The 20085-nt window shown below is 60.2% G+C and carries 20 protein-coding genes; 11 read left to right on the forward strand and 9 right to left on the reverse strand.

The genetic code is table 11. The features are described from left to right. Positions 1-7: 7 nt before the first annotated feature. Positions 8-2998 carry a DNA polymerase I gene (gene polA / locus AC0JZ8_RS04960; protein WP_471891951.1) on the reverse strand — a complete coding sequence of 997 codons (2991 nt, stop codon included), beginning with the start codon at positions 2996-2998 and terminating at the stop codon, positions 8-10. Here polA and AC0JZ8_RS04965 point away from each other — a divergent pair. The 3 genes from AC0JZ8_RS04965 to AC0JZ8_RS04975 all read left to right on the forward strand — a co-directional run bounded on the left by AC0JZ8_RS04965 (position 2936) and on the right by AC0JZ8_RS04975 (position 5391). Further along, on the forward strand, positions 2936-3148 hold the full coding sequence (locus tag AC0JZ8_RS04965) for a hypothetical protein (RefSeq protein ID WP_471893408.1): 213 nt from the start codon (positions 2936-2938) through the stop codon (positions 3146-3148). The two genes, polA and AC0JZ8_RS04965, sit on opposite strands and share 63 nt — an antisense overlap. A 248-nt stretch (positions 3149-3396) precedes the next feature. Next, a complete protein-coding gene (locus AC0JZ8_RS04970; RefSeq protein WP_062454171.1) occupies positions 3397-3828 on the forward strand; it encodes a MarR family winged helix-turn-helix transcriptional regulator in 432 nt (143 codons plus the stop codon). A gap of 174 nt (positions 3829-4002) precedes the next feature. After that, positions 4003-5391, forward strand: coding sequence for a dipeptidase (locus tag AC0JZ8_RS04975; protein ID WP_092663960.1), 1389 nt, complete (start codon positions 4003-4005; stop codon positions 5389-5391). A gap of 303 nt (positions 5392-5694) precedes the next feature. Here the strand turns inward: AC0JZ8_RS04975 and AC0JZ8_RS04980 are convergent, their stop codons facing one another. Continuing rightward, positions 5695-5904 carry a cold-shock protein gene (locus AC0JZ8_RS04980; RefSeq protein WP_062454173.1) on the reverse strand — a complete coding sequence of 70 codons (210 nt, stop codon included), beginning with the start codon at positions 5902-5904 and terminating at the stop codon, positions 5695-5697. 550 nt (positions 5905-6454) lie between these two features. Here AC0JZ8_RS04980 and AC0JZ8_RS04985 point away from each other — a divergent pair. After that, entirely contained in the window at positions 6455-6934 is a 480-nt protein-coding gene (locus tag AC0JZ8_RS04985) for a YbaK/EbsC family protein (protein ID WP_471891952.1), read from the forward strand. A gap of 15 nt (positions 6935-6949) precedes the next feature. Here the strand turns inward: AC0JZ8_RS04985 and AC0JZ8_RS04990 are convergent, their stop codons facing one another. The 5 genes from AC0JZ8_RS04990 to AC0JZ8_RS05010 all read right to left on the reverse strand — a co-directional run bounded on the left by AC0JZ8_RS04990 (position 6950) and on the right by AC0JZ8_RS05010 (position 8768). Then, entirely contained in the window at positions 6950-7324 is a 375-nt protein-coding gene (locus tag AC0JZ8_RS04990; protein ID WP_139283901.1) for a hypothetical protein, read from the reverse strand. Positions 7325-7419: 95 nt separating this feature from the next. Further along, a complete protein-coding gene (locus AC0JZ8_RS04995; RefSeq protein ID WP_062454175.1) occupies positions 7420-7632 on the reverse strand; it encodes a hypothetical protein in 213 nt (70 codons plus the stop codon). 276 nt (positions 7633-7908) lie between these two features. Beyond that, positions 7909-8106: a hypothetical protein gene (locus AC0JZ8_RS05000; RefSeq protein WP_062454176.1), complete on the reverse strand. Its 198-nt coding sequence runs from the start codon at positions 8104-8106 to the stop codon at positions 7909-7911. A 104-nt stretch (positions 8107-8210) separates the two neighbouring features. After that, positions 8211-8453, reverse strand: a complete 243-nt coding sequence (locus tag AC0JZ8_RS05005) for a hypothetical protein (protein ID WP_062454177.1) — start codon at positions 8451-8453, stop codon at positions 8211-8213. 111 nt (positions 8454-8564) lie between these two features. Beyond that, positions 8565-8768, reverse strand: coding sequence for a hypothetical protein (locus tag AC0JZ8_RS05010; protein WP_471891953.1), 204 nt, complete (start codon positions 8766-8768; stop codon positions 8565-8567). Between the two features lie 240 nt (positions 8769-9008). Here AC0JZ8_RS05010 and AC0JZ8_RS05015 point away from each other — a divergent pair, with 240 nt between their 5' ends. The 4 genes from AC0JZ8_RS05015 (at position 9009) to AC0JZ8_RS05030 (ending at position 16231) form a co-directional block, all read left to right on the forward strand. Further along, complete coding sequence (locus AC0JZ8_RS05015; protein WP_471891954.1) at positions 9009-11570, forward strand: transglycosylase domain-containing protein; 2562 nt, start codon at positions 9009-9011, stop codon at positions 11568-11570. 194 nt (positions 11571-11764) lie between these two features. Continuing rightward, on the forward strand, positions 11765-13666 hold the full coding sequence (gene dnaK / locus AC0JZ8_RS05020) for a molecular chaperone DnaK (RefSeq protein ID WP_062578609.1): 1902 nt from the start codon (positions 11765-11767) through the stop codon (positions 13664-13666). Positions 13667-13760: 94 nt separating this feature from the next. Then, the gene (gene dnaJ / locus AC0JZ8_RS05025; RefSeq protein ID WP_062454181.1) at positions 13761-14897 is read left to right on the forward strand and encodes a molecular chaperone DnaJ; all 1137 of its coding nucleotides are present in this window, start codon (positions 13761-13763) and stop codon (positions 14895-14897) included. A 155-nt stretch (positions 14898-15052) separates the two neighbouring features. Beyond that, positions 15053-16231 carry a low temperature requirement protein A gene (locus tag AC0JZ8_RS05030; protein WP_062578606.1) on the forward strand — a complete coding sequence of 393 codons (1179 nt, stop codon included), beginning with the start codon at positions 15053-15055 and terminating at the stop codon, positions 16229-16231. Positions 16232-16234: 3 nt separating this feature from the next. Here the strand turns inward: AC0JZ8_RS05030 and AC0JZ8_RS05035 are convergent, their stop codons facing one another. After that, positions 16235-16450, reverse strand: a complete 216-nt coding sequence (locus tag AC0JZ8_RS05035; protein ID WP_062578605.1) for a SlyX family protein — start codon at positions 16448-16450, stop codon at positions 16235-16237. Positions 16451-16638: 188 nt separating this feature from the next. Between AC0JZ8_RS05035 and recF the strand changes: the two genes are divergently transcribed. Genes recF through AC0JZ8_RS05050 form a run of 3 tightly spaced genes read left to right on the forward strand, consistent with a single transcriptional unit; the run spans position 16639 to position 19059 of the window. After that, a complete protein-coding gene (gene recF / locus AC0JZ8_RS05040) occupies positions 16639-17763 on the forward strand; it encodes a DNA replication/repair protein RecF (RefSeq protein ID WP_471891955.1) in 1125 nt (374 codons plus the stop codon). Between the two features lie 37 nt (positions 17764-17800). Then, positions 17801-18589: a molybdopterin-synthase adenylyltransferase MoeB gene (gene moeB / locus AC0JZ8_RS05045; RefSeq protein ID WP_471891956.1), complete on the forward strand. Its 789-nt coding sequence runs from the start codon at positions 17801-17803 to the stop codon at positions 18587-18589. Then, positions 18586-19059, forward strand: coding sequence for a GNAT family N-acetyltransferase (locus AC0JZ8_RS05050; protein ID WP_430255649.1), 474 nt, complete (start codon positions 18586-18588; stop codon positions 19057-19059). The genes moeB and AC0JZ8_RS05050 overlap by 4 nt, the downstream gene beginning before the upstream one ends. Before the next feature lie 6 nt (positions 19060-19065). On the opposite strand, the gene AC0JZ8_RS05055 is transcribed toward AC0JZ8_RS05050, so the two are convergent. After that, complete coding sequence (locus AC0JZ8_RS05055) at positions 19066-20070, reverse strand: 2-hydroxyacid dehydrogenase (protein ID WP_471891957.1); 1005 nt, start codon at positions 20068-20070, stop codon at positions 19066-19068. Positions 20071-20085 lie beyond the last annotated feature (15 nt).

Below are 20085 nucleotides of genomic sequence, written 5' to 3' on the forward strand. Positions count from 1 at the left end.
AGCCAGATCAGTGCGCCTCGTCCCAGTTCGCGGCGGCGCGCGCGTCCACTTTCAGCGGCACCCGCATCGAAACAGCCGGCATTGTCGCCTCTTCCATGGTCGATACGATCAGCGGGATCGCTTCTTCGATCGCCGCATCCTCGACTTCGAAGATCAGTTCGTCATGCACCTGCAGCAGCATGCGGACCTTTTCGTCGAGACCGGCCTTCTTCAGGGCAGGCTCCATCCCGATCATCGCACGGCGGATGACATCAGCGGCCGACCCCTGGATCGGGGCGTTGATGGCAGCGCGTTCACTGAAGGCGCGCATCGACGGGTTGGACGACTTGATATCGGGATAATGGGAGCGACGGCCGAAGATCGTTTCCACATAGCCATGCTCACGGGCAAAGGCCTTCGTCTGCTCCATGTAGTCCTTGATACCGGGAAAGCGCTCGAAATACCGCTTGATGTAATCGCCTGCTTCCGAGCGATCGATAGACAGCTGGTTGGCAAGACCAAAAGCGGAAATTCCGTAGATGATGCCGAAGTTGATCGCCTTCGCGCGGCGACGGACCTCACTCGACATGCCCTCGACGGGAACACCGAACATTTCCGATGCGGTCATCGAGTGAATGTCGATGCCATCCGCGAAGGCCTGACGCAGCTGCGGAATGTCGGCGACGTGGGCGAGGACGCGCAGCTCGATCTGGCTGTAATCCGCGGAGAGAAGCTTGTGGCCGGGGGTCGCGATGAATGCGGTGCGGATCTTGCGGCCTTCGGCATTGCGGACCGGGATGTTCTGAAGGTTGGGTTCCGACGAGGAAAGACGCCCGGTCGTGGTCGACGCCAGCGAATAGGACGTGTGGACGCGCTTGGTCTCCGGGTGGACGTAACCCGGAAGCGCATCCGTGTAGGTGGATTTCAGCTTTGTCAGCTGGCGCCAGTCGACGATCTTGCGGGGCAAATCATGACCGGTTGCCGCCAGATCCTCCAGCACGCTTGCCGAAGTCGACCACTGGCCGGTCTTGGTCTTGGCGCCGCCGGGCAGGCCCATCTTGCCGAACAGGATATCGCCGAGCTGCTTGGGAGAGCCGATGGTGAATTTCTCGCCGGCGAGCGCATAGATCTCGTCTTCGAAGGCCGCCGCCTTCTGCGCAAGCTCGCCGGAAAGGCGCGACAGGATCTGCCGATCGATAGTGATGCCACGTTCTTCCATATCGGCAAGAACAGAGACCAGCGGTCGCTCGAGCCGTTCGTAGACGCGTGTCAGGCCGGCTGCCGCGAGCTGCGGTTTCAGCACCATCCAGAGACGCAGCGTGACATCCGCGTCCTCGGCCGCATAGGCAGTCGCCTTCTCGATATCGACGTAATCGAACGTCACCCCGCTCTTGCCGGAGCCAGCGACGTCCTTGAACGCGATCGGCTTATGATTGAGCCAGCGTTCGGACAATGCGTCCATGCCGTGGTTGGCCTTTCCGGCCTCCAGCACGTAGGACATCAGCATCGTATCGTCATGGGCCTGGACGGTTATGCCGTGCCGCTTCATGACGAGGTAATCGAACTTGAGGTTCTGCGCGACCTTGAGGACGGTCGGATCTTCCAGCAGCGGTTTCAGGCGATCCAGCGCTTCGCGGCTGGCCATCTGGTTTTCGGCCAGACCACCGCCTAGGAGATCGCCGACACCGGTCTTGTGGGTGAGCGGAACATAGGCGGCGCGGACTTCGAGACCGGACGGGCTTTCGGTATTGTCGGCGATCGCCAGCGAGAAGCCGACCAGTTCGGCCTGCATCGGGTCGAGCGAGTTCGTCTCCGTGTCGAAGGCGACGAAACCGGTCTCGCGCGCCGCGCGGATCCAGTCATCAAGCACTTCCACATCGCGGATCGTGACGTAGTTTTCCATATCGAGCTTGGCCTGCCCGAATGCGGCGATACGAGCTTCGGCAAAGGAGGCTGGCGTCGCTTCGCCGGTTACCTTTGCGACCGTCGAAACCGCTCGCTCGGCGGGCGCCGGAGCTGTGGCCTCTCCCGTATCGGCCTTCGCCGCCTCGCCCGCATCGAGGTCTGGACCGCGGGCGGCATCGTCCCATTCGACCTCGACATCCGCCGCTTCGATTTCATCGGCGTTGCAGTCGCAGGCTGTGGCAACCCTTCGCGTCAACGTTCCAAAGTTCATGGCCTTGAGGAAGCCGATCAGCTTTGGGCCGTTCTGGGGTTCGAGGACCAGCGCGTCGAGTTCGAGCTCCAGGGGAACATCGGTGCGCAGCTCCACCAGTCGCCTCGACAGGCGCGCCTGCTCGGCAAAGGCGATGATGCTTTCGCGGCGCTTGACCTGCTTGATCTCTCCGGCGCGGGAAAGAAGTGTTTCGAGATCGCCGAACTCTTCCAAAAGCTGCGCTGCCGTCTTCGGCCCGATGCCCGGAATACCCGGCACGTTGTCGACCGAATCGCCGACCAGAGCCTGGAGATCGATCATCTTTTCAGGCGCTACCCCCCACTTTTCGACGACGTCGGGCACGCTGATCTGCTTGTCCTTCATGCTGTCGTACATGTGGACCATCGGCGTCACCAGCTGCATCAGGTCCTTGTCGGAGGACACGATCGTGACGTCGGCGCCGGTCGCTTCGGCCTGGCGGGCATAGGTGGCAATGATGTCATCCGCCTCGAACCCCTCCGTCTCGATGCAGGGCAGGTTGAAGGCGCGGGTCGCCTGGCGGATCAGACCGAACTGCGGAACGAGCTCTTCCGGCGGCGCGGACCGGTTGGCCTTGTACGCATCGTAGATCTCCTTGCGGAAGGTCTTCGAGGAATAGTCGAAAATGACGGCGAAATGCGTCGGCGTGACGCCGACAGACGTATCGCGCGCATCGGTCAGAAGCTTCCACAACATGTTGCAGAACCCCGACACGGCGCCCACCGGCAGCCCGTCTGATTTGCGGGTGAGCGGGGGCAATGCATGAAACGCCCGGAAGATGAAACCGGAGCCGTCGATGAGGAAGAGATGATCGCCTTTTTTCATGGGGATGGAATACCCCGAGGCATCTTCGGCGTCCACGAAAAGTTCGCCGGCAGCGCCACCGATCGCTCACCGCAACGTTACCGATTTGTAATAGACCAATCCCTTGAAAAGCCGCATTCCGCCGCACATTTCAAGCTTACCGGCGATTGATCACGCCGCAGTCTGGCACCCGGCTTGCCCCCTGCCGCGTCAGACCGGACAAAGGCTCAACCCCCTCTCCGGGCCTTTGTTCTTCTATCATGCCGCCACGACCGCTCCCCTCCCGGTCGTGGCGGTTTTTGTTTGCGGCTCACAGCATCTAGCGAAGCGTCGCAGGGTTGGCGAAAGCACGGCGTGCGATATATCCTTCCTGGCAAGGTCTGTTTGGACTTTCAACCGGGAAGCAAGATACCGAAGCCATGGCATTCGATCGCTCTCATTCCGCAACCTATCTCGCCAACCAGCTTGCGAAGGGTTTTGCGCGATCCCTGCAACAGCGCTCAAGCAGCCTCGGCTTTTCCCCGGGCCAGTTTCCCGTTCTCCTGGAACTCTGGCAGCAGGATGGCCTTACCCAGAAGCAACTCCTGGACAAGCTCGAGGTGGAGCAGGCGACGGTTGCCAATACGCTCGCGCGGATGCAGCGCGACGGTCTCATCGAGCGCATCCCCCATCCTGACGACAAGCGGGCAAAGATCATTACCCTGACGGCGCTTGGCCGCAGCCTGGAGGCCCGTGCGGTGGAGGCGGCAGCGGAGGCCGACGCGGCCCTGTTTTCCGGGTTCAAGCGATTCGAGCGTGACCTGATGATCGAATACATGCGGATGATTTTGGAGAACGCCCGCAAGCTCTAGGGGGCGCCAGAGACTTGTCAGTGCAAGGTTGCAGTCGACGTTACTGCCCGCTAGTTGTCCTGCACCAATCAGCCTTTTCCATTGTACGGTGACATAAAGGCTTGCTAGTTTCCGGAACGAGCGTCGCAAGCCACGTCTACAGCGGCGCCGAGCATCCACACACAGGATATTGTTATGACCGAACTTTCTCCCGTTCTTGACCGTGCCGATCAGAACCTCAGCGCCAGCATCGATCGGATGTTCGATCTCGTGCGCATCAAGTCGATTTCGACTGATCCGGCCTTCAAGGACGATTGCCGCAAAGCGGCTGAGTGGCTTGTCGAGGAATTGACGACGCTGGGCTTTGAAGCATCATTGCGCGACACCCCCGGTCATCCGATGGTGGTCGGTCATCACGCGGGAGCAACGCCGGATGCGCCGCACGTTCTGTTCTACGGTCACTACGACGTGCAGCCGGTCGATCCGATCGAGCTCTGGGAAGATGATCCCTTCGATCCGAAGCTGAAGGAGCTCCCGGGTGGCCGCAAGATCATGACCGGACGCGGGACATCCGACGACAAGGGCCAGTTGCTGACCTTCGTCGAAGCCTGCCGCGCCTATAAGGACGTGCATGGCGCGCTGCCGATCCGCATCACCATCCTGTTCGAGGGCGAGGAAGAATCCGGTTCGCCGTCGCTGAAGCCTTTCCTCGAAGCCAATGCCGAAGAGCTCAAGGCCGACTTCGCCCTGGTCTGCGATACGGGCATGTGGGACACCGACACACCGGCAATCGCTGCCGCCCTTCGCGGCCTGGTCGGCGAAGAAATCACTGTCACCGCTGCCGATCGCGACCTGCATTCCGGCCTTTACGGCGGTGCTGCCGCAAACCCGATCCACATTCTCACCGGTATCATCGCCGGCCTTCGCGACGACACAGGCCGCATCACCCTTGAGGGTTTCTACGACGGCGTCGAGGAAACGCCTGAAAACATCAAGGCAAGCTGGGAGACGCTTGGTCGCTCGGCCGAAAAGTTCCTCGGCGAAATCGGGCTCTCAGAGCCGGCCGGCGAAAAGGGCCGTTCGGTTCTGGAAATGACCTGGGCCCGACCGACCTGCGAGGTCAACGGGATTTGGGGTGGCTATACCGGCGATGGCTTCAAGACCGTGATTGCAGCCAAGGCTTCGGCAAAGATCTCGTTCCGCCTCGTCGGCACGCAGGACCCGGACAAGATCCGCGACGCGTTCCGCGCCTATGTGACATCCAAGATCCCGGCGGACTGCAACGTCGAGTTCCACCCGCATGGTGGCTCGCCTGCGATCCAGCTTTCCTACGACTCACCGGCCTTGACCAAGGCCAAGAGTGCACTTTCGGACGAATGGGCAAATCCAGCCGTCATCATCGGCATGGGCGGCTCCATTCCGATCGTTGGCGATTTCCAGAAGATGCTCGGAATGGATAGTCTGCTGGTCGGCTTCGGACTCAATGACGACCGGATCCACTCGCCGAACGAGAAGTATGACCTGAAGTCCTACCACAAGGGGATCAGGTCCTGGGTCCGGATCATCACGGCCCTCGCAAAGTGAGGGCACCGGCGGGGCGCAGCAGACAGCTCCTTTGCCGATGCACGTCCAACTCATACGAAACGAAAAAGGTCGGGCTAGCCCGACCTTTCTGATCCCAATCACAAGTGCCAGTACATCCGTGGTCACTCTTATGGGCATGCAATGCGAAACAGCCGCCGTCGACGACATTGGCTCTAATGTTCATCGTCTCGCTAATTGGTTAATATTTGGTTAACGGCGCTCTGTGCCTTGCTCGAAAGGCATCGTCGGAACGCAAAAAGGCCGGTCGATGACCGGCCTTCATAAATAAATGAAACGGGTATCTTAGACGGCGCGGAGACTGTCAGCCGATTCCTTGCCGGAACGGCGGTCGGTCGTCAGTTCGAAGCCGATCTTCTGACCGTCCTGCAGCTGGCCGAGGCCTGCGCGCTCGACCGCGGTGACGTGAACGAAAACGTCCTTGCCACCGTCGTCAGGGGTGATGAAGCCGTAGCCCTTGGTTGCGTTGAACCATTTTACAGTACCAGTCGCCATAACGATGCCTTTCTCTTGCAAATGACCGACTGCCCCGTTCGGAATTTCCCGGGGCGTTTGTGTTTCGTATTTGAAGAAAGATCGTCGCAGGCGGGGCAGTTTAGCCACGTGCTGGCTTGTCAAACAAATATCGATGCAGAGGATTTAAGGTCTGGCCGTTTTGGCGTCAAGCCTGCAGGACCGGGCGCAAATCGATCGATCCAGACGCGATCGTGGTGCCCTGCATCCGCTACATCGACGCAAGTTCTTGGAGTTGCGGGCCTTTTCGAGAGCTTCAGGCGCTTCCGATATCTCATCGCTCCAGCCCCTCAGAAAACAGAAAAGCCCGACGCGGGAGGAGGTGCGTCGGGCTTCTGAAACTGGCCAACAACTGGGAGGAGGAGTGTTGCCGGCCCCATCGGGGACGCTGGGAGGAGGAGTGCGTCCGTCGATGATTTAAACATACAGCGGAAACGCACAAAAAACAGACGTAATTTCGCACCGCAGCATTGCAAGAATTGCATGCCTCGCGAGACTTGCCCGCTGGATGCGCTTCGGTCATGCTGCATCCATGAGCCTTGAATCCGTACGCAGCTTTTTCGCGACCCGCGCGCCTGACATCGAGATCATCGAGACCGAACAGAGTTCGGCGACCGTTCCGCTTGCAGCACTCGCGCATGGCGTCGATCCTGACCAGATCGCGAAGACAATCTGCCTGCGAGCGGGCGATGTCATGCTGTTGGTCGTAATGTCGGGAAATAGTCGCATCGACAATAAGAAGTTCAGGTCGGTCTTCAGCGCCAAACCGCGTATGCTGTCCGGCGATGAGGTCATGGCGGCAACTGGCCATCCGATCGGAGGGGTGTGCCCGTTTGGTCTTGCGACTGAGCTCCAGGTCTATTGCGACCTTTCGCTAAAGGATTACTCTGAGGTCGTGCCCGCGGCTGGAGCAACAAATGCTGCGATCAGGATAGACCCGGAACGACTTGCAGAACTCACCAAGGCCTTCTGGATCGACTGCGCCAGCCGAACGGATAGTTCGGCCGGCTAGACGGATAAGGTATTCTTAGAAGCGGTCGTTGATGTAACGCTGATACCAGGCCTGCTTGCTGTCGACGGACGCGTTGGCGACGAGATAGCCGATCGCAAAGCCGATACCGCCAATCAGGGTGATCAGGGTCGTGGTTGCTGCAGGATGCTCGCGGACAGTGGCGGCCACGGAATTTGCTTCTTCCGAAACGTAGCTTGCGGCATCGGACGCGCGGCTTGCAACGCGGTCATAAGCAACGCTGCCTTTTTCTGCCAACAGATCACGCAAATTGGCGATCTCGGACTTGAGGCTGGCGATCTCGGAATTAAATGCCGAATTTTCGCTCGGCACATGATCGAAGGATGGCGACTGGGATTCGGTTGGCTTCAGGCTCTTTACGGATTCTGCCATTTTGGCCTCCTGTCTGTTGTTGATCGAGAGCACGGTCAACTTTCGAAGACAGGATATGTTCCTTGAATGGCCCGAATGTCTGTTCGACCCGGAATCTACCGCGCCTTGGCGAGAGTTTCCGCCAATGCAGCCAGTTTCTCTTTTTCGTCGGCGCCCTTTTGAAGCGAGTTGACGAGAATGAGCGCCAGTGCTTCTGCATCTGGACTGCTTTTATCGATGTGGTGCTCGGAGCAGGTCTCGTCGAAGACTTGCTGCAATAGGTTGAGCTGGCCGGAACTGACCGGCTTGCGGATAAGCTGACTTGGCATTTGCCCCTCACGTGCGGATGGCGAGGCTCCTCCCCATACCCCTGGGAGCCGCGATCAGGCTAAAAGACTTATCCGCTTGCAGCCTCCAAACCTCAGCGAAGGAAACGAGTGGATGCAGCCGGCAGTGTGAGATCTGACTAATTGAATAGCAATAACAAGATCGCACGGGTGCAATTTAGGGGGTTATTAACAATAGCCACACCCTTATCGCGAGCCACGCCGCCCGGCGCGCTTGTCACCGGAAGGCGTAGATCATCAATTTCTTCGGACCACGAATCAGGCAGCGCCTGCCGGGTCTCCCGTCGGCATCAGAGCCGGCTCCAATGTGGGATCCTGCGGGTTTTTCGTATCCCCCGGATCCTGCGTCGGGGTCAGCGGCGGCTTTTCCTGCGTGCGGTCGGGCACTCCGCCAGTCCCCACGGGACCACGGGGAGTCTCGACGCCGGGAGTTGGCAATGGGTCACGATTCGGCATGAATGCCTCCTTTGTCTCCGGGTAGGTCTAGAGGAAACGGCTATAACCAATGATTGTTCCGGTCCGCTCATCGGGCAGGGCTAGCGCTGGACGCGGATCGCGGGTCAAAGCCAGCGTTGCCTGTCGTGGGGCCGGGACGAAACGCCTAGCAGATAACCGAGTAGAAATGCCGCCACGCCGATGGATGCGGCAACGGATGCAGTAGCGGCCGGGTGATCCACAGCATGCGCTGCGACCATTCCCGCTTCGTCCTTCACCTTCGCGGCTGTGGATTTTGCTTTTTCAACGACGCCCGTTTCAGGGTCGATATCACCGGTGAAGCCGACATTGAGTGGTTTTCTCGCCATGGTCATCTCCTTTTGAAGACAATCCACGGGCCGGAATGAAGTTCCGTCCGCAAGACGCGACTGGGCATGCAGCGCCGCCGTAGCGGGTTTGCGGGCAAGGCCACCGAGCTTCTACATGAGCTGCAACTTCGTCAGCGCCTCTCGCGTCAGAAACACATCGGTCTTTCCAGCCTCATAGGCCGGATGACTGAATTCAAACATGCCGCTGGAAAAGACACCGTTATGTGGCATCTCGAGCGCCTGCTTGACGCTAACGAGACCGACCGGAACACGCCGGTCGCCATTGATGACCACAGCCTCAACGATCCTGTTCATGCACTCCCCTCCTCCAAGGTGGAACTCAAACCGATCCGACAGGCAAATTACCGTATATAGAAAGCAACTGTTTTACGTAGAAATCCAGCCTTTTTTAGGCGGCACTCATATTAAATAGCGTCCGATCGGATTTTACATCTCCTTAAATCGCCGCATTTACACTGCAGCGAGATAACTCGGGCGACAATTTGTGAGAACAGCGCATTCAGGATGCGCGTAACGGGGATATGCCGGCTCATCATGGCAGCCAGAAAATCGGACAAACGCGTCGAACCGTCTTTTGGCGGATCGCAGGACAAAGATGACTTCCGTCTCGACGCGGACGACCGCATCATTGGCAATGGACGCTCCACCCGGCGTGCGCAGAAGGCCGATGACGAGTACGACGATCTCCCGCCCCGCAAGACACGCAAGCAGTCCGACCCGTCCAACGACCGCGACAGGTCTTCGCGCAAGGCATCGTCAAATCGCGGTGGCGACAATGGTGGCTTCTTCGCGCCCCTGAAACGACTGGTTTACTGGTGCGTCGTCCTGTCGATCTGGGCAGCGATCGGCATCGGTGGACTTGTTCTCTACTACGGCGCGCAGATGCCGTCTGCCAGCAGCTGGACCATTCCAGACCGTCCGCCAAACATGAAGATCACCGCGACCGATGGGTCGGTCATCGCCAACCGCGGCACGACTGGTGGCGAGGCGCTGGCGCTGGAAGACATGTCGCCTTATCTACCCCAGGCCGTCATGTCGATCGAGGACCGGCGCTTCTATTCCCATTTCGGCGTCGATCCGCTGGGTCTGGCGCGCGCCTTCGTCAACAATCTGACAGGCCAGCCGATCCAGGGCGGTTCGACGATCACCCAGCAGCTTGCCAAGAACCTGTTCCTATCCCCGGACCGCACGTTCGAGCGCAAGATCCAGGAAGTGCTCTTGTCCTTCTGGCTGGAGACGAAATTCACCAAGGACCAGATCCTGGCGATGTACCTCAACCGGGTGTACTTCGGCGCGAACGCCTATGGTGTAGAGGCCGCTTCGCGTCGCTACTTCAACAAGTCGGCACGGGACGTCAACCTCGGCGAGGCGGCAACGCTTGCGGGTCTCTTGAAGGCGCCCTCGCGGCTTTCGCCTGCCAGAGATCCGAAAGCGGCCGAAGAGAGGGCACAGGTCGTTCTCGGCACGATGCGAGAAGAAGGCTACATCACTGACAGCGACCTCAAGACCGCGATGGCGCAGCCGCCTTCCAACGCCAAGAGCTCCTGGAACGGCGCCCAGCACTACGCCGCAGATATGGTGGTCGATGAGGTCAAGCGTCTGATCGGGGAGCCGAAGGTCGATGTCGTCGTCGAGACCACCGTCGATCTGCGTCTCGAGGAAGCCGCCGAAAAGGCTTTGAAAGATGTGCTGACCAAGGAAGGCGGCAAGCTGAACGCCTCGCAGGCGGCGCTTGTTTCGGTCGATGCGACTGGCGCAATCCGCGCAATGGTGGGCGGCCGCGATTATGCGCAGAGCCAGTTCAACCGGGCCGTCAAGGCCAAGCGCCAGCCGGGGTCGGCGTTCAAGCCGTTCGTCTATGCCTCGGCTCTCGAAGCGGGCTACAATCCGGACACGATTGTCAACGACGCGCCTGTCCGCATCGGCAACTGGACGCCGGAGAATTACGAGAAGGAATACAAGGGGCCGGTTCCGCTTTCCTATGCGATGGCCCATTCGCTCAACACCGTCGCCGCCCAACTGGTGATGGCGGTGGGGCCTGAAAAGGTCGTGTCGATGGCGCATCGGCTCGGCGTCGATTCCGACATCCAGCCGAACGCCTCGATCGCGCTCGGGACATCGGAAGTCTCGCTGACGGAACTCACCTCATCCTATGCGGCCTTCATGAACGGCGGCTACAAGGCGACGCCTTATATCGTGAAGCGGATCGCGGATACGGACGGCAAGGTTCTTTATGAGGCCGACTACACCAACCCGCCGCGTGTTCTCAGCGCGCCGGTTGCCGCTGCCATGAACAGCATGATGTCGGGCGTCGTCCGTGACGGCACCGGACGGGCCGCGCGCCTCGACGGCTGGCAGGTTGCCGGCAAGTCCGGGACGACCCAGTCGTTCCGCGATGCGCTGTTCGTCGGTTATACCAGCATCATGACGACAGGGATCTGGTTCGGCAACGACGACGGCGCCTTCATGAAAAAGGTGACAGGTGGCGGCCTGCCGGCAAAAGCCTGGAAGGAATACATGACGGTGGCAATGAAGGGCTATACCCCGACGCCACTGTTCGGTTTCAACAGCGGCCTTCAGCTGCCACCGCCCGTTGAGGAAGAACAATCGCCATCGACATCGATTGGCGACATCATTTCCGGCATCGTACCGGGGGCGAGCGATCAGCGTGAAGCGCCTGCGCCCGACAATTTTCCGCCAGCTCCGCGTGCGCCGGTCCAACAGGCGGCACCTCGTGGAGAAGCCTCTCTTGAACAGCCGGCGCGCAGGCCTCCGCCCGCAACGCGCCAGCAAGTCCAGCCTGCCCCACCGGGCCAGCCCGATTGCGCCTATGGTGACAACGCGGTCTGCAACACCGGGACGGTTTATGACAACAGACCGCCGCCGCGACAGTATCGCGAAGGCGGTTCTGCCAACCGTGCGCAACCCGGAGAATACAGGGATTACCGCGAATATCGTGCCCCTTACGATAGCCAGGCACCGGTGCCGCCCGGCGATGTCGGCGGCCGCCCGATGCCGCCATCTGACGTCGGACAGGTCTACCAGCCGCAGGAAACACGTCGAACGACGCTTTACGATATTCTCATGGGCCAGTAGGCCGTTAGAAAGACAGAAGGCAAATTGCATTTTTTTGCGTGAATGCAGGCGAATTCCCGCCTTGCAGTCCGAAAAACCCGTCCTTATATACCCCGCATGACAGCAGCCGGTGCTGCGAAAATTCCCAGTCGAGGAACTGTCAAAGGAATGCCTTTCACGGGGTTCCGACAGTTCGCTTAAAGGAGAGAGAAGATATGGCAAAAGTAATTGGCATCGACCTTGGCACTACCAACTCCTGCGTCGCCATCATGGACGGCAAGGATTCCAAAGTCATCGAGAATGCGGAAGGCGCGCGCACGACGCCGTCCATGGTCGCATTTTCTGACGACGGCGAACGTCTCGTCGGTCAGCCGGCCAAGCGCCAGGCTGTAACCAACCCAACCAACACGCTCTTCGCAGTGAAGCGCCTTATCGGCCGCCGCTACGAAGACCCGACCGTTGAGAAGGACAAGGGCCTCGTACCCTTTGATATCGTCAAGGGCGACAACGGCGACGCTTGGGTGAAGGCCCAGGACAAGGCCTACTCTCCGGCCCAGATCTCCGCGATGATCCTTCAGAAGATGAAGGAAACCGCAGAAGCCTATCTCGGCGAGAAGGTCACGCAGGCCGTCATCACGGTTCCCGCATACTTCAACGATGCCCAGCGCCAGGCAACCAAGGATGCCGGCCGCATTTCGGGTCTTGAAGTTCTGCGCATCATCAACGAGCCGACGGCTGCAGCACTTGCCTACGGCCTCGACAAGAAGGAAGGCAAGACGATTGCCGTTTACGACTTGGGCGGCGGCACGTTCGATATCTCGGTTCTCGAAATCGGCGATGGCGTCTTCGAAGTGAAGTCGACCAACGGCGACACCTTCCTCGGTGGTGAAGACTTCGACATGCGTCTCGTCGAATATCTCGCAAACGAGTTCAAGAAGGAAAACGGCATCGACCTGAAGAACGACAAGCTCGCTCTGCAGCGCCTCAAGGAAGCATCCGAGAAGGCAAAGATCGAACTGTCGTCGTCGCAGCAGACCGAAATCAACCTGCCGTTCATCACGGCCGATGCTTCCGGTCCGAAGCACCTGACCTTGAAGCTGACCCGCTCGAAGTTCGAAAGCCTGGTCGACGATCTCGTCCAGCGCACTGTCGCACCGTGCAAGGCAGCCTTGAAGGATGCCGGCGTGACTGCCGCTGAAATCGACGAAGTCGTTCTGGTCGGCGGCATGAGCCGCATGCCGAAGGTACAGGAAGTCGTCAAGCAGCTGTTCGGCAAGGAGCCGCACAAGGGCGTCAACCCGGATGAAGTGGTTGCCATGGGCGCCGCGATCCAGGGCGGCGTTCTGCAGGGCGACGTCAAGGACGTTCTCCTTCTCGACGTGACCCCGCTGTCGCTCGGCATCGAAACGCTCGGTGGCGTCTTTACCCGCCTGATCGACCGCAACACGACGATCCCGACGAAGAAGTCGCAGACCTTCTCGACCGCCGACGATAACCAGTCGGCCGTGACGATCCGCGTTTCGCAGGGCGAGCGTGAAATGGCGCAGGACAACAAGCTGCTTGGTCAGTTCGACCTCGTCGGTCTGCCGCCGGCTCCGCGCGGCATGCCGCAGATCGAAGTCACGTTCGACATCGACGCCAACGGCATTGTCCAGGTTTCGGCCAAGGACAAGGGTACCGGCAAGGAACAGCAGATCCGCATCCAGGCATCTGGTGGTCTGTCCGACGCCGACATTGAGAAGATGGTCAAGGACGCCGAGGCGAACGCCGAAACCGACAAGAAGCGTCGTGCCGGTGTGGAAGCGAAGAACCAGGCCGAAAGCCTCATTCATTCCAGCGAGAAGTCGCTGGCTGAATATGGCGACAAGGTAACCGAGACCGACCGCAAGGCGATCGAGGATGCCATTGCCGCGCTCAAGGCTTCTGTCGAGGCTCCCGAGCCTGATGCAGATGACATCCAGGCGAAGACCCAGACCCTCATGGAAACATCCATGAAGCTTGGTCAGGCCATCTATGAGGCCCAGCAGGCTGATGGTGGCGCTGCCGAAGCCGGCAAGGACGACGGTGTCGTCGATGCCGACTACGAGGAAATCAAGGACGACAAGAAGTCGGCCTAAGTCTGGTTCCGTTGACGGATACCGCTAGATAGTCGACTAAGATATCCGGCTGCCATCGTGCAGCCGGAACCCTTTCTGGAGCCGGTTACCGCTTATGGCTAAAGCAGATTTTTACGAAACGCTGGGTGTCGGCAAATCCGCTGACGAGAAGGAGCTGAAGAGCGCCTTCCGTAAGCTTGCGATGAAATACCATCCCGACAAGAACCCCGGCGATGCGGAAGCTGAGAAGAAATTCAAGGAAATCGGCGAAGCTTACGAGACGCTGAAGGATCCCCAGAAGCGCGCGGCCTATGATCGCTTCGGCCACGCTGCCTTCGAACAGGGTGGCATGGGCGGCGGCGGTGGCGGCTTCTCCGGCGGCGCGGGAGCAGGTGGCTTCTCCGACATTTTCGAAGACATTTTCGGCGACATGATGGGTGGCGGCCGTGCGCGCCGGTCGTCCGGCGGTCGCGAACGTGGCGCCGATCTTCGCTACAATATGGAGATCACCCTCGACGAGGCCTATGCCGGGAAGACGGCGCAGATCCGGGTTCCGTCCTCGATCACCTGTGATGTCTGTTCGGGTTCGGGCGCCAAGCCTGGCACCCAGCCGAAGACCTGCGGCACCTGCCAGGGGTCCGGGCGCGTCCGTGCATCCCAGGGCTTCTTCTCGGTCGAACGGACCTGCCCGACCTGTCATGGCCGCGGACAGACCATCACCGATCCGTGCACCAAGTGCCACGGCCAGGGTCGCGTCACCGAAGAGCGTTCGCTGTCCGTAAACATTCCATCGGGCATCGAAGACGGCACGCGCATTCGCCTGCAGGGCGAAGGCGAAGCCGGTGCGCGCGGTGGCCCAACCGGGGATCTCTACATCTTCCTGTCGGTCCGACCGCACGAGTTCTTCCAGCGTGATGGCGCCGATCTCTACTGCGCCGTGCCGATCTCCATGACGACGGCAGCGCTTGGCGGCACGTTCGATGTCGGGACGCTGGATGGATCGAAGTCACGTGTGACCGTTCCTGAGGGCACACAGGCCGGCAAGCAGTTCCGCCTTAAGGGCAAGGGAATGCCGGTGTTGCGGTCTTCACAGACGGGTGACCTCTACATTCAGATCCAGATCGAGACGCCGCAGAAGCTGACCAAGCGCCAGCGCGAGCTGCTGCAGGAGTTCGAGGACATCTCGTCCAAGGAGAACAATCCGGAATCGACGGGCTTCTTTGCCCGGATGAAGGAATTCTTCGACACCTGATGGCTGTCGCAAAGACGAAGATTGCAAAACGCCGGCCCTGCGCCGGCGTTTTTCTTCGTTAAAACCCTTATAGACACAGCAATCTGCCCAGCCATTATTATAGAGCTGAACAAGCCCGCTCTGTAGTTGCGGGACTGAAACAATCGAGACCAGACATGACGGACGGTAAACACTACTGGCTTCGCAAAGACGACAAGCAGGCGACCAAGGCCAACTTCCCGGAACTGTTCTTCGACCTGGTCTTCGTCTTCGCCTTCATCCAGTTGTCGGAAACGCTGGCCGCGGATTTCTCACTCGGGATCGCCGCCGAAGCGCTGATTTTCATCTTCGCGCTCTGGTGGGTCTGGATCCACACGACCTGGGTCACCAATCTTCTCGATGCCGAAATAGAGCCGGTGCGGATCCTGCTGTTCGGCCTGATGTTTCTCGGCGTCATTCTGGCAATTGCCCTGCCGAGGGCGTTTCAGGACATGGGCCTGACCTTCGCGCTCGCCTATTCGGCCATGCAGATCATCCGATCGCTGTTTGCGCTCTACGCCTTCCGACACGCCGATCGGGCCTCCTATGTCACCTTCCAGCGGATTACCGTCTGGCTTTCGGTTTCAAGCGCTTTGTGGATCGCCGGCGGCCTCAGTGAACAGTCCGTCCGGGTGTACTTCTGGATCGCTGCGCTGGCGATCGAATATATCGCACCGATCTTACGTTACCGGGTGCCCGGGCTAGGTGCCGCGCCTGCGGAAACGCTTGATATCAACGGCGAGCATATGGCCGAACGCTGCGCGCTGTTCGTCATCATCGCGCTTGGAGAAACGATCCTCACCACGGGCAAGAATGCGTCCAGTCATCTGGAAAGCAGCTTGACGCCACTCGTGCTGTTTGTAGCCTTCCTTTCGACCGTGCTGATGTGGTGGATCTACTTCCATGACGGGCAGGAAAAGGCAGCCGACAAGGCGGAAGAAAGTTCAGAGCCACAGGCGACCGCGAATCATCTTTTCACCTACGGTCACCTGCCGATTATCGCTGGCATCATCCTTACTGCAGTCGGTGAAGACTTCGCACTGTCGCATGCGCACGAGCATGCAACGCTTGCTCAGGCTTTCGCGCTTCTAGGCGGTCCGATCCTGTTCTTAAGCGGCATGATCTGGGTAAAGACGCATTCGACAAAGCATGTGCCATGGTCGCATTGTGCCGGCATTGCCGTCCTTGTTGCCTGCTTTCTGCTTGTTGCGAGCCTGACAACCGTCCACATCCAGATGCTTGCGACGGGTTCGCTTCTGGCCGTCGCAATCTGGGAATATGTGGCCCTGAGGCGCTTTGCCCGCGCCGCCGCGTGACGGTCAGTAGTGTGGCGGCCTAGTGTTGGCCGGCGCTTCCAGCGAGGTTTCCTCGAGGGACAGAAAGCGTACGGTCAGCCGGTCGAGCTTCGAGCGGGTCTGCTCGACGACCTTCCACTGTTCGGCAAGCTGGTCGGACAGTTCCTCGATGACCTTGGCCTGATGCGCCGCCAATTCCTCCAGCTTCAAAATTCTATCGTCTTCGGTCACACTATTCACTCGCACTCGATTTCGGGCATTCGCCGGATCCTTCCGGCTGAGGCTTTCTCCGAGACTACAGCGTTTGGAACGGGAAGAAAACGGCGGGCACGGCCTGCAACTCGCCAAGGGTGATGTCAGTTACAGACCTGCGCTTGCCTTCTTGGCGCGAAGTCCTTAGCTCCTACGTGGAAACAACGCGATACAAGATGGCGCAAAAGACTTTCCTTTCCCGGCTGAAGCTGACCGACTTCCGGAATTACAACCAGGCTTCGCTCGATCTCGACGGCCGGCATGTCGTCCTGACCGGCGAGAACGGTGCAGGAAAGACGAACCTTCTGGAAGCCGTGTCCTTCCTGTCTCCCGGCCGTGGCCTGCGCCGCGCCGTGCTGAGCGATGTGACGCGCGTCGGCGCTGCCGCAGGTTTCAGCGTCTTTGCGGATGTGGACGGGATGGAGGGCGAGGTTTCGCTCGGCACCGGCATCGAAGCCAATGACGGCGACGGTGTCAGCCGCAAGCTCCGGATCAACGGCACGCCTGCAAAATCGACCGAAGAACTCTCCGACCATCTGCGCGCCCTTTGGCTGACCCCGGCTATGGATGGGCTGTTCACCGGCCCCTCGGCCGACCGCCGCCGCTTTCTCGACCGACTGGTTCTCTCGCTCGATGCAGGTCACGGCCGGCGGGCGGGCGATTTCGAACGTGCCATGCGCAGCCGCAACCGGTTGCTGTCTGAAGGACGGTTCGATCCCGCGTGGCTTTCCGCAATCGAGGCGCAGATGGCGGGTCTCGGTATATCCATGGCGGCGGCCCGGCACGAGATGCTGGGACTGCTGAAGACGCTGTCTGCCAATCTCGGCGACACGCCGTTTCCAACGCCAGAGCTTTCGCTGGAAGGGTTTCTGGACGGTGCCATGGATCGGCCCGCGGCGGACCTGGAAGATGAATATCTCGCCATGCTCGCGTCAGGGCGTGGCCGCGACGCTGCAGCGGGACGAACACTGGATGGTCCGCACCGTGTCGACCTAACCGTTCGTCACCGCGAGAAGGACATTGAGGCTTCGCGCTGCTCGACCGGGGAGCAGAAAGCCCTGCTGATCGGGCTCGTGCTTGCCCACGCCCGCCTGACGGCGGATATGACCGGCCATGCGCCAATCCTGCTTCTGGACGAGATTGCAGCACATCTGGACGAGGGACGGCGCGCGACATTGTTCGATCTCGTGCATGGACTGGGCGGGCAGGCCTTCATGACCGGCACCGATCGCCACATGTTTGCAGCGCTTGCCGATCGGGCGCAGTTCCTGACAGTTTCCCATGGCGGCATAACCCGCTGAACCTGCTTACACTCGATTTCTGCGGTGCTATGATCCCATGATGGAAAACCAGAATTCGGACACGCTCCGCCCAGATGAAATCGAGCGCTATCGCCGCCATATCCTGCTGCCGGAGATCGGCGGTCAGGGCCAGCAGAAGCTCAAGAGCGCACGTGTGCTGGTGATCGGTGCGGGCGGTCTTGGGGCGCCCATTCTCGAATATCTCGCAGCGGCCGGCGTTGGCACGATCGGCATCGTCGACGACGACCGCGTTTCGCTCTCCAACCTGCAGCGACAGGTGATCCACGATACCGGCACGATCGGCGAGATGAAGACACGGAGTGCCCGAGAGGCGATCGCCCGGTTGAACCCGAATACGCGGGTGATGGATTTCGAGGAGCGCTTCTCCGCCGAATGGGCTCAGATGCATCTCTCCCGTTTCCGCCTGCTGATCGACGGCTCGGACAATTTCGACACGCGCTATGCAGCAGCGGACGCGGCGGAAGCGGCCCGCATCCCCTTGGTGACGGGTGCGGTCGGGCGCTTCGACGGATCGTTGACGGTGCTGAAACCTTACGAGGCCGGCGAGGACGGAGATCTCAACCCCACCTACCGCGACCTCTTTCCCGAGCAGCCGCCGGAAGGCCTTATCCCCGCCTGCGCGGAGACTGGCGTCGTCGGTGCGCTCACCGGCGTGATCGGGACGCTGATGGCGATGGAAGCGATCAAGTTGGTGACAGGGATCGGCGAGCCGCTGGTTAGACGCCTGTTGCTCTACGATGCGCTGGCAACCCGGTTCGATGTGATCAAGTACAAGCGCCGCGGGACACGGACGGCGGCGGAATGACCGAGATCGTTCGCCTCGACGAGAGTTTTACCCGCTGGGAAGACCTGCTGACGCTCATCCTGTCATCCTTCGCCTACATGGACGGCGTGATCGATCCGCCCTCCTCTGCCCACCGGCTCACGCTTGTGTCGCTTGAGCAGAAGGCGCGCGACGAGATTGCGTTCGTCGCGGTGGAAGAGGGACAGCTTGCAGGTTGCGTGTTTCTGAAGCCTGAACCCGGATGTCTCTATGTGGGCAAGCTGGCGATATCGCCTGCGTTCCAGAACCGAGGTCTCGGCCGGCGGCTGCTCTCGGTGGCGGAGGATATCGCGCGGCAACACGGCCTGCCTGCGCTGAGGCTGGAGACGCGCATCGAGCTTACCGGCAATCACGCGACCTTCGAGAAGTGGGGCTTCGTCAGGACGGCCGAGAACGCCCATGCGGGCTATGCCAGAACGACATCGATCGAGATGCAGAAGCCCCTAGCGTAAGAACCGTTAGTTTCGGCCGGGCAGGACCCTGTTCGGTGGGCGATGGCCGTCGAAATACGTGCGGATATTGATGATCACCTTGTCGCCCATGTCGATGCGACCTTCGATCGTTGCCGAGCCCATATGCGGCAGGAGCACGACACGCCCTTCGCGGGCGAGCTTGACGAGCTTCGGATTGACGGCCGGTTCGTTCTGATAGACGTCGAGCCCAGCGCCTGCAATTTTCCCGTCGCGCAGAAGCTGCACCATCGCGGCCTCGTCGATAATGTCGCCGCGGGCGGTGTTGACGATGATCGAACCGGGCTGCAGCAAGGCCAGCCGGCGGGCCGAGAGAAGGTGAAAGGTCGCCGGCGTCGACGGGCAGTTGATCGAGACGATATCGACGCGGGCAAGCATCTGGTCGAGGCTGTCCCAATAGGTCGCCTCCAGCTCTTCCTCGGTGGCCGGGCTGACCGGTTTGCGATTGTGATAGTGGATGGCGAGGCCGAAGGCCTTGGCACGGCGCGCCACAGCACTGCCGATGCGGCCCATGCCGACGATGCCGATCCGCTTGCCCCAGATCCGGCGGCCTAGCATCCAGGTCGGGCTCCAGCCTTCCCATTCACCGGGCTTGTCTGTGAGGATCCGCGAGCCTTCCGCAAGCCGGCGGTTGACGGCGAGGATCAGCGCCAAGGTCATATCGGCCGTGTCTTCGGTCAGGACGTTCGGCGTGTTGGTGACCGTGATCCCCTTCTTGGCGGCCGCATCCACATCGATATGATCGGTACCGTTGGAAAAACTGGCGATCAGCTTCAGCTGCGGGCCTGCTTCCGCGATCAGCCCTGCGTCGATCCTATCGGTAACCGTCGGTACCAGCACATCGGCGGTCTTCATAGCAGCGATAAGCTCTTCGCGCGAACGGGGACAATCGTCGATATTGAGCTCTGCGTCGAAAAGCTCGCGCATGCGCGTTTCAACGGCGTCCGGAAGTTTGCGAGTGATGTAAACCTGGGTTTTTTTCTTCGCTGTCATGGTTTCAAAGCCGCA

The organism is Velazquezella soli (genome assembly GCF_977018685.1).

Excerpts from the sequence above, each read along its gene's own strand:
- AC0JZ8_RS05010 (WP_471891953.1), bottom strand. The coding sequence starts at position 8,768 with ATGAACAGGATCGTTGAGGCTGTGGTCATCAATGGCGACCGGCGTGTT.
- AC0JZ8_RS05005 (WP_062454177.1), bottom strand. The coding sequence starts at position 8,453 with ATGGCGAGAAAACCACTCAATGTCGGCTTCACCGGTGATATCGACCCT.
- AC0JZ8_RS05000 (WP_062454176.1), bottom strand. The coding sequence starts at position 8,106 with ATGCCGAATCGTGACCCATTGCCAACTCCCGGCGTCGAGACTCCCCGT.
- dnaJ (WP_062454181.1), top strand. The coding sequence starts at position 13,761 with ATGGCTAAAGCAGATTTTTACGAAACGCTGGGTGTCGGCAAATCCGCT.
- AC0JZ8_RS04980 (WP_062454173.1), bottom strand. The coding sequence starts at position 5,904 with ATGGCGACTGGTACTGTAAAATGGTTCAACGCAACCAAGGGCTACGGC.
- AC0JZ8_RS05015 (WP_471891954.1), top strand. The coding sequence starts at position 9,009 with ATGGCAGCCAGAAAATCGGACAAACGCGTCGAACCGTCTTTTGGCGGA.
- AC0JZ8_RS04965 (WP_471893408.1), top strand. The coding sequence starts at position 2,936 with ATGAAACGCCCGGAAGATGAAACCGGAGCCGTCGATGAGGAAGAGATG.
- dnaK (WP_062578609.1), top strand. The coding sequence starts at position 11,765 with ATGGCAAAAGTAATTGGCATCGACCTTGGCACTACCAACTCCTGCGTC.
- AC0JZ8_RS04975 (WP_092663960.1), top strand. The coding sequence starts at position 4,003 with ATGACCGAACTTTCTCCCGTTCTTGACCGTGCCGATCAGAACCTCAGC.
- AC0JZ8_RS04990 (WP_139283901.1), bottom strand. The coding sequence starts at position 7,324 with ATGGCAGAATCCGTAAAGAGCCTGAAGCCAACCGAATCCCAGTCGCCA.
- moeB (WP_471891956.1), top strand. The coding sequence starts at position 17,801 with ATGATGGAAAACCAGAATTCGGACACGCTCCGCCCAGATGAAATCGAG.
- AC0JZ8_RS05030 (WP_062578606.1), top strand. The coding sequence starts at position 15,053 with ATGACGGACGGTAAACACTACTGGCTTCGCAAAGACGACAAGCAGGCG.
- AC0JZ8_RS05055 (WP_471891957.1), bottom strand. The coding sequence starts at position 20,070 with ATGACAGCGAAGAAAAAAACCCAGGTTTACATCACTCGCAAACTTCCG.
- AC0JZ8_RS04995 (WP_062454175.1), bottom strand. The coding sequence starts at position 7,632 with ATGCCAAGTCAGCTTATCCGCAAGCCGGTCAGTTCCGGCCAGCTCAAC.
- AC0JZ8_RS04970 (WP_062454171.1), top strand. The coding sequence starts at position 3,397 with ATGGCATTCGATCGCTCTCATTCCGCAACCTATCTCGCCAACCAGCTT.
- AC0JZ8_RS04985 (WP_471891952.1), top strand. The coding sequence starts at position 6,455 with ATGAGCCTTGAATCCGTACGCAGCTTTTTCGCGACCCGCGCGCCTGAC.
- recF (WP_471891955.1), top strand. The coding sequence starts at position 16,639 with ATGGCGCAAAAGACTTTCCTTTCCCGGCTGAAGCTGACCGACTTCCGG.
- polA (WP_471891951.1), bottom strand. The coding sequence starts at position 2,998 with ATGAAAAAAGGCGATCATCTCTTCCTCATCGACGGCTCCGGTTTCATC.
- AC0JZ8_RS05050 (WP_430255649.1), top strand. The coding sequence starts at position 18,586 with ATGACCGAGATCGTTCGCCTCGACGAGAGTTTTACCCGCTGGGAAGAC.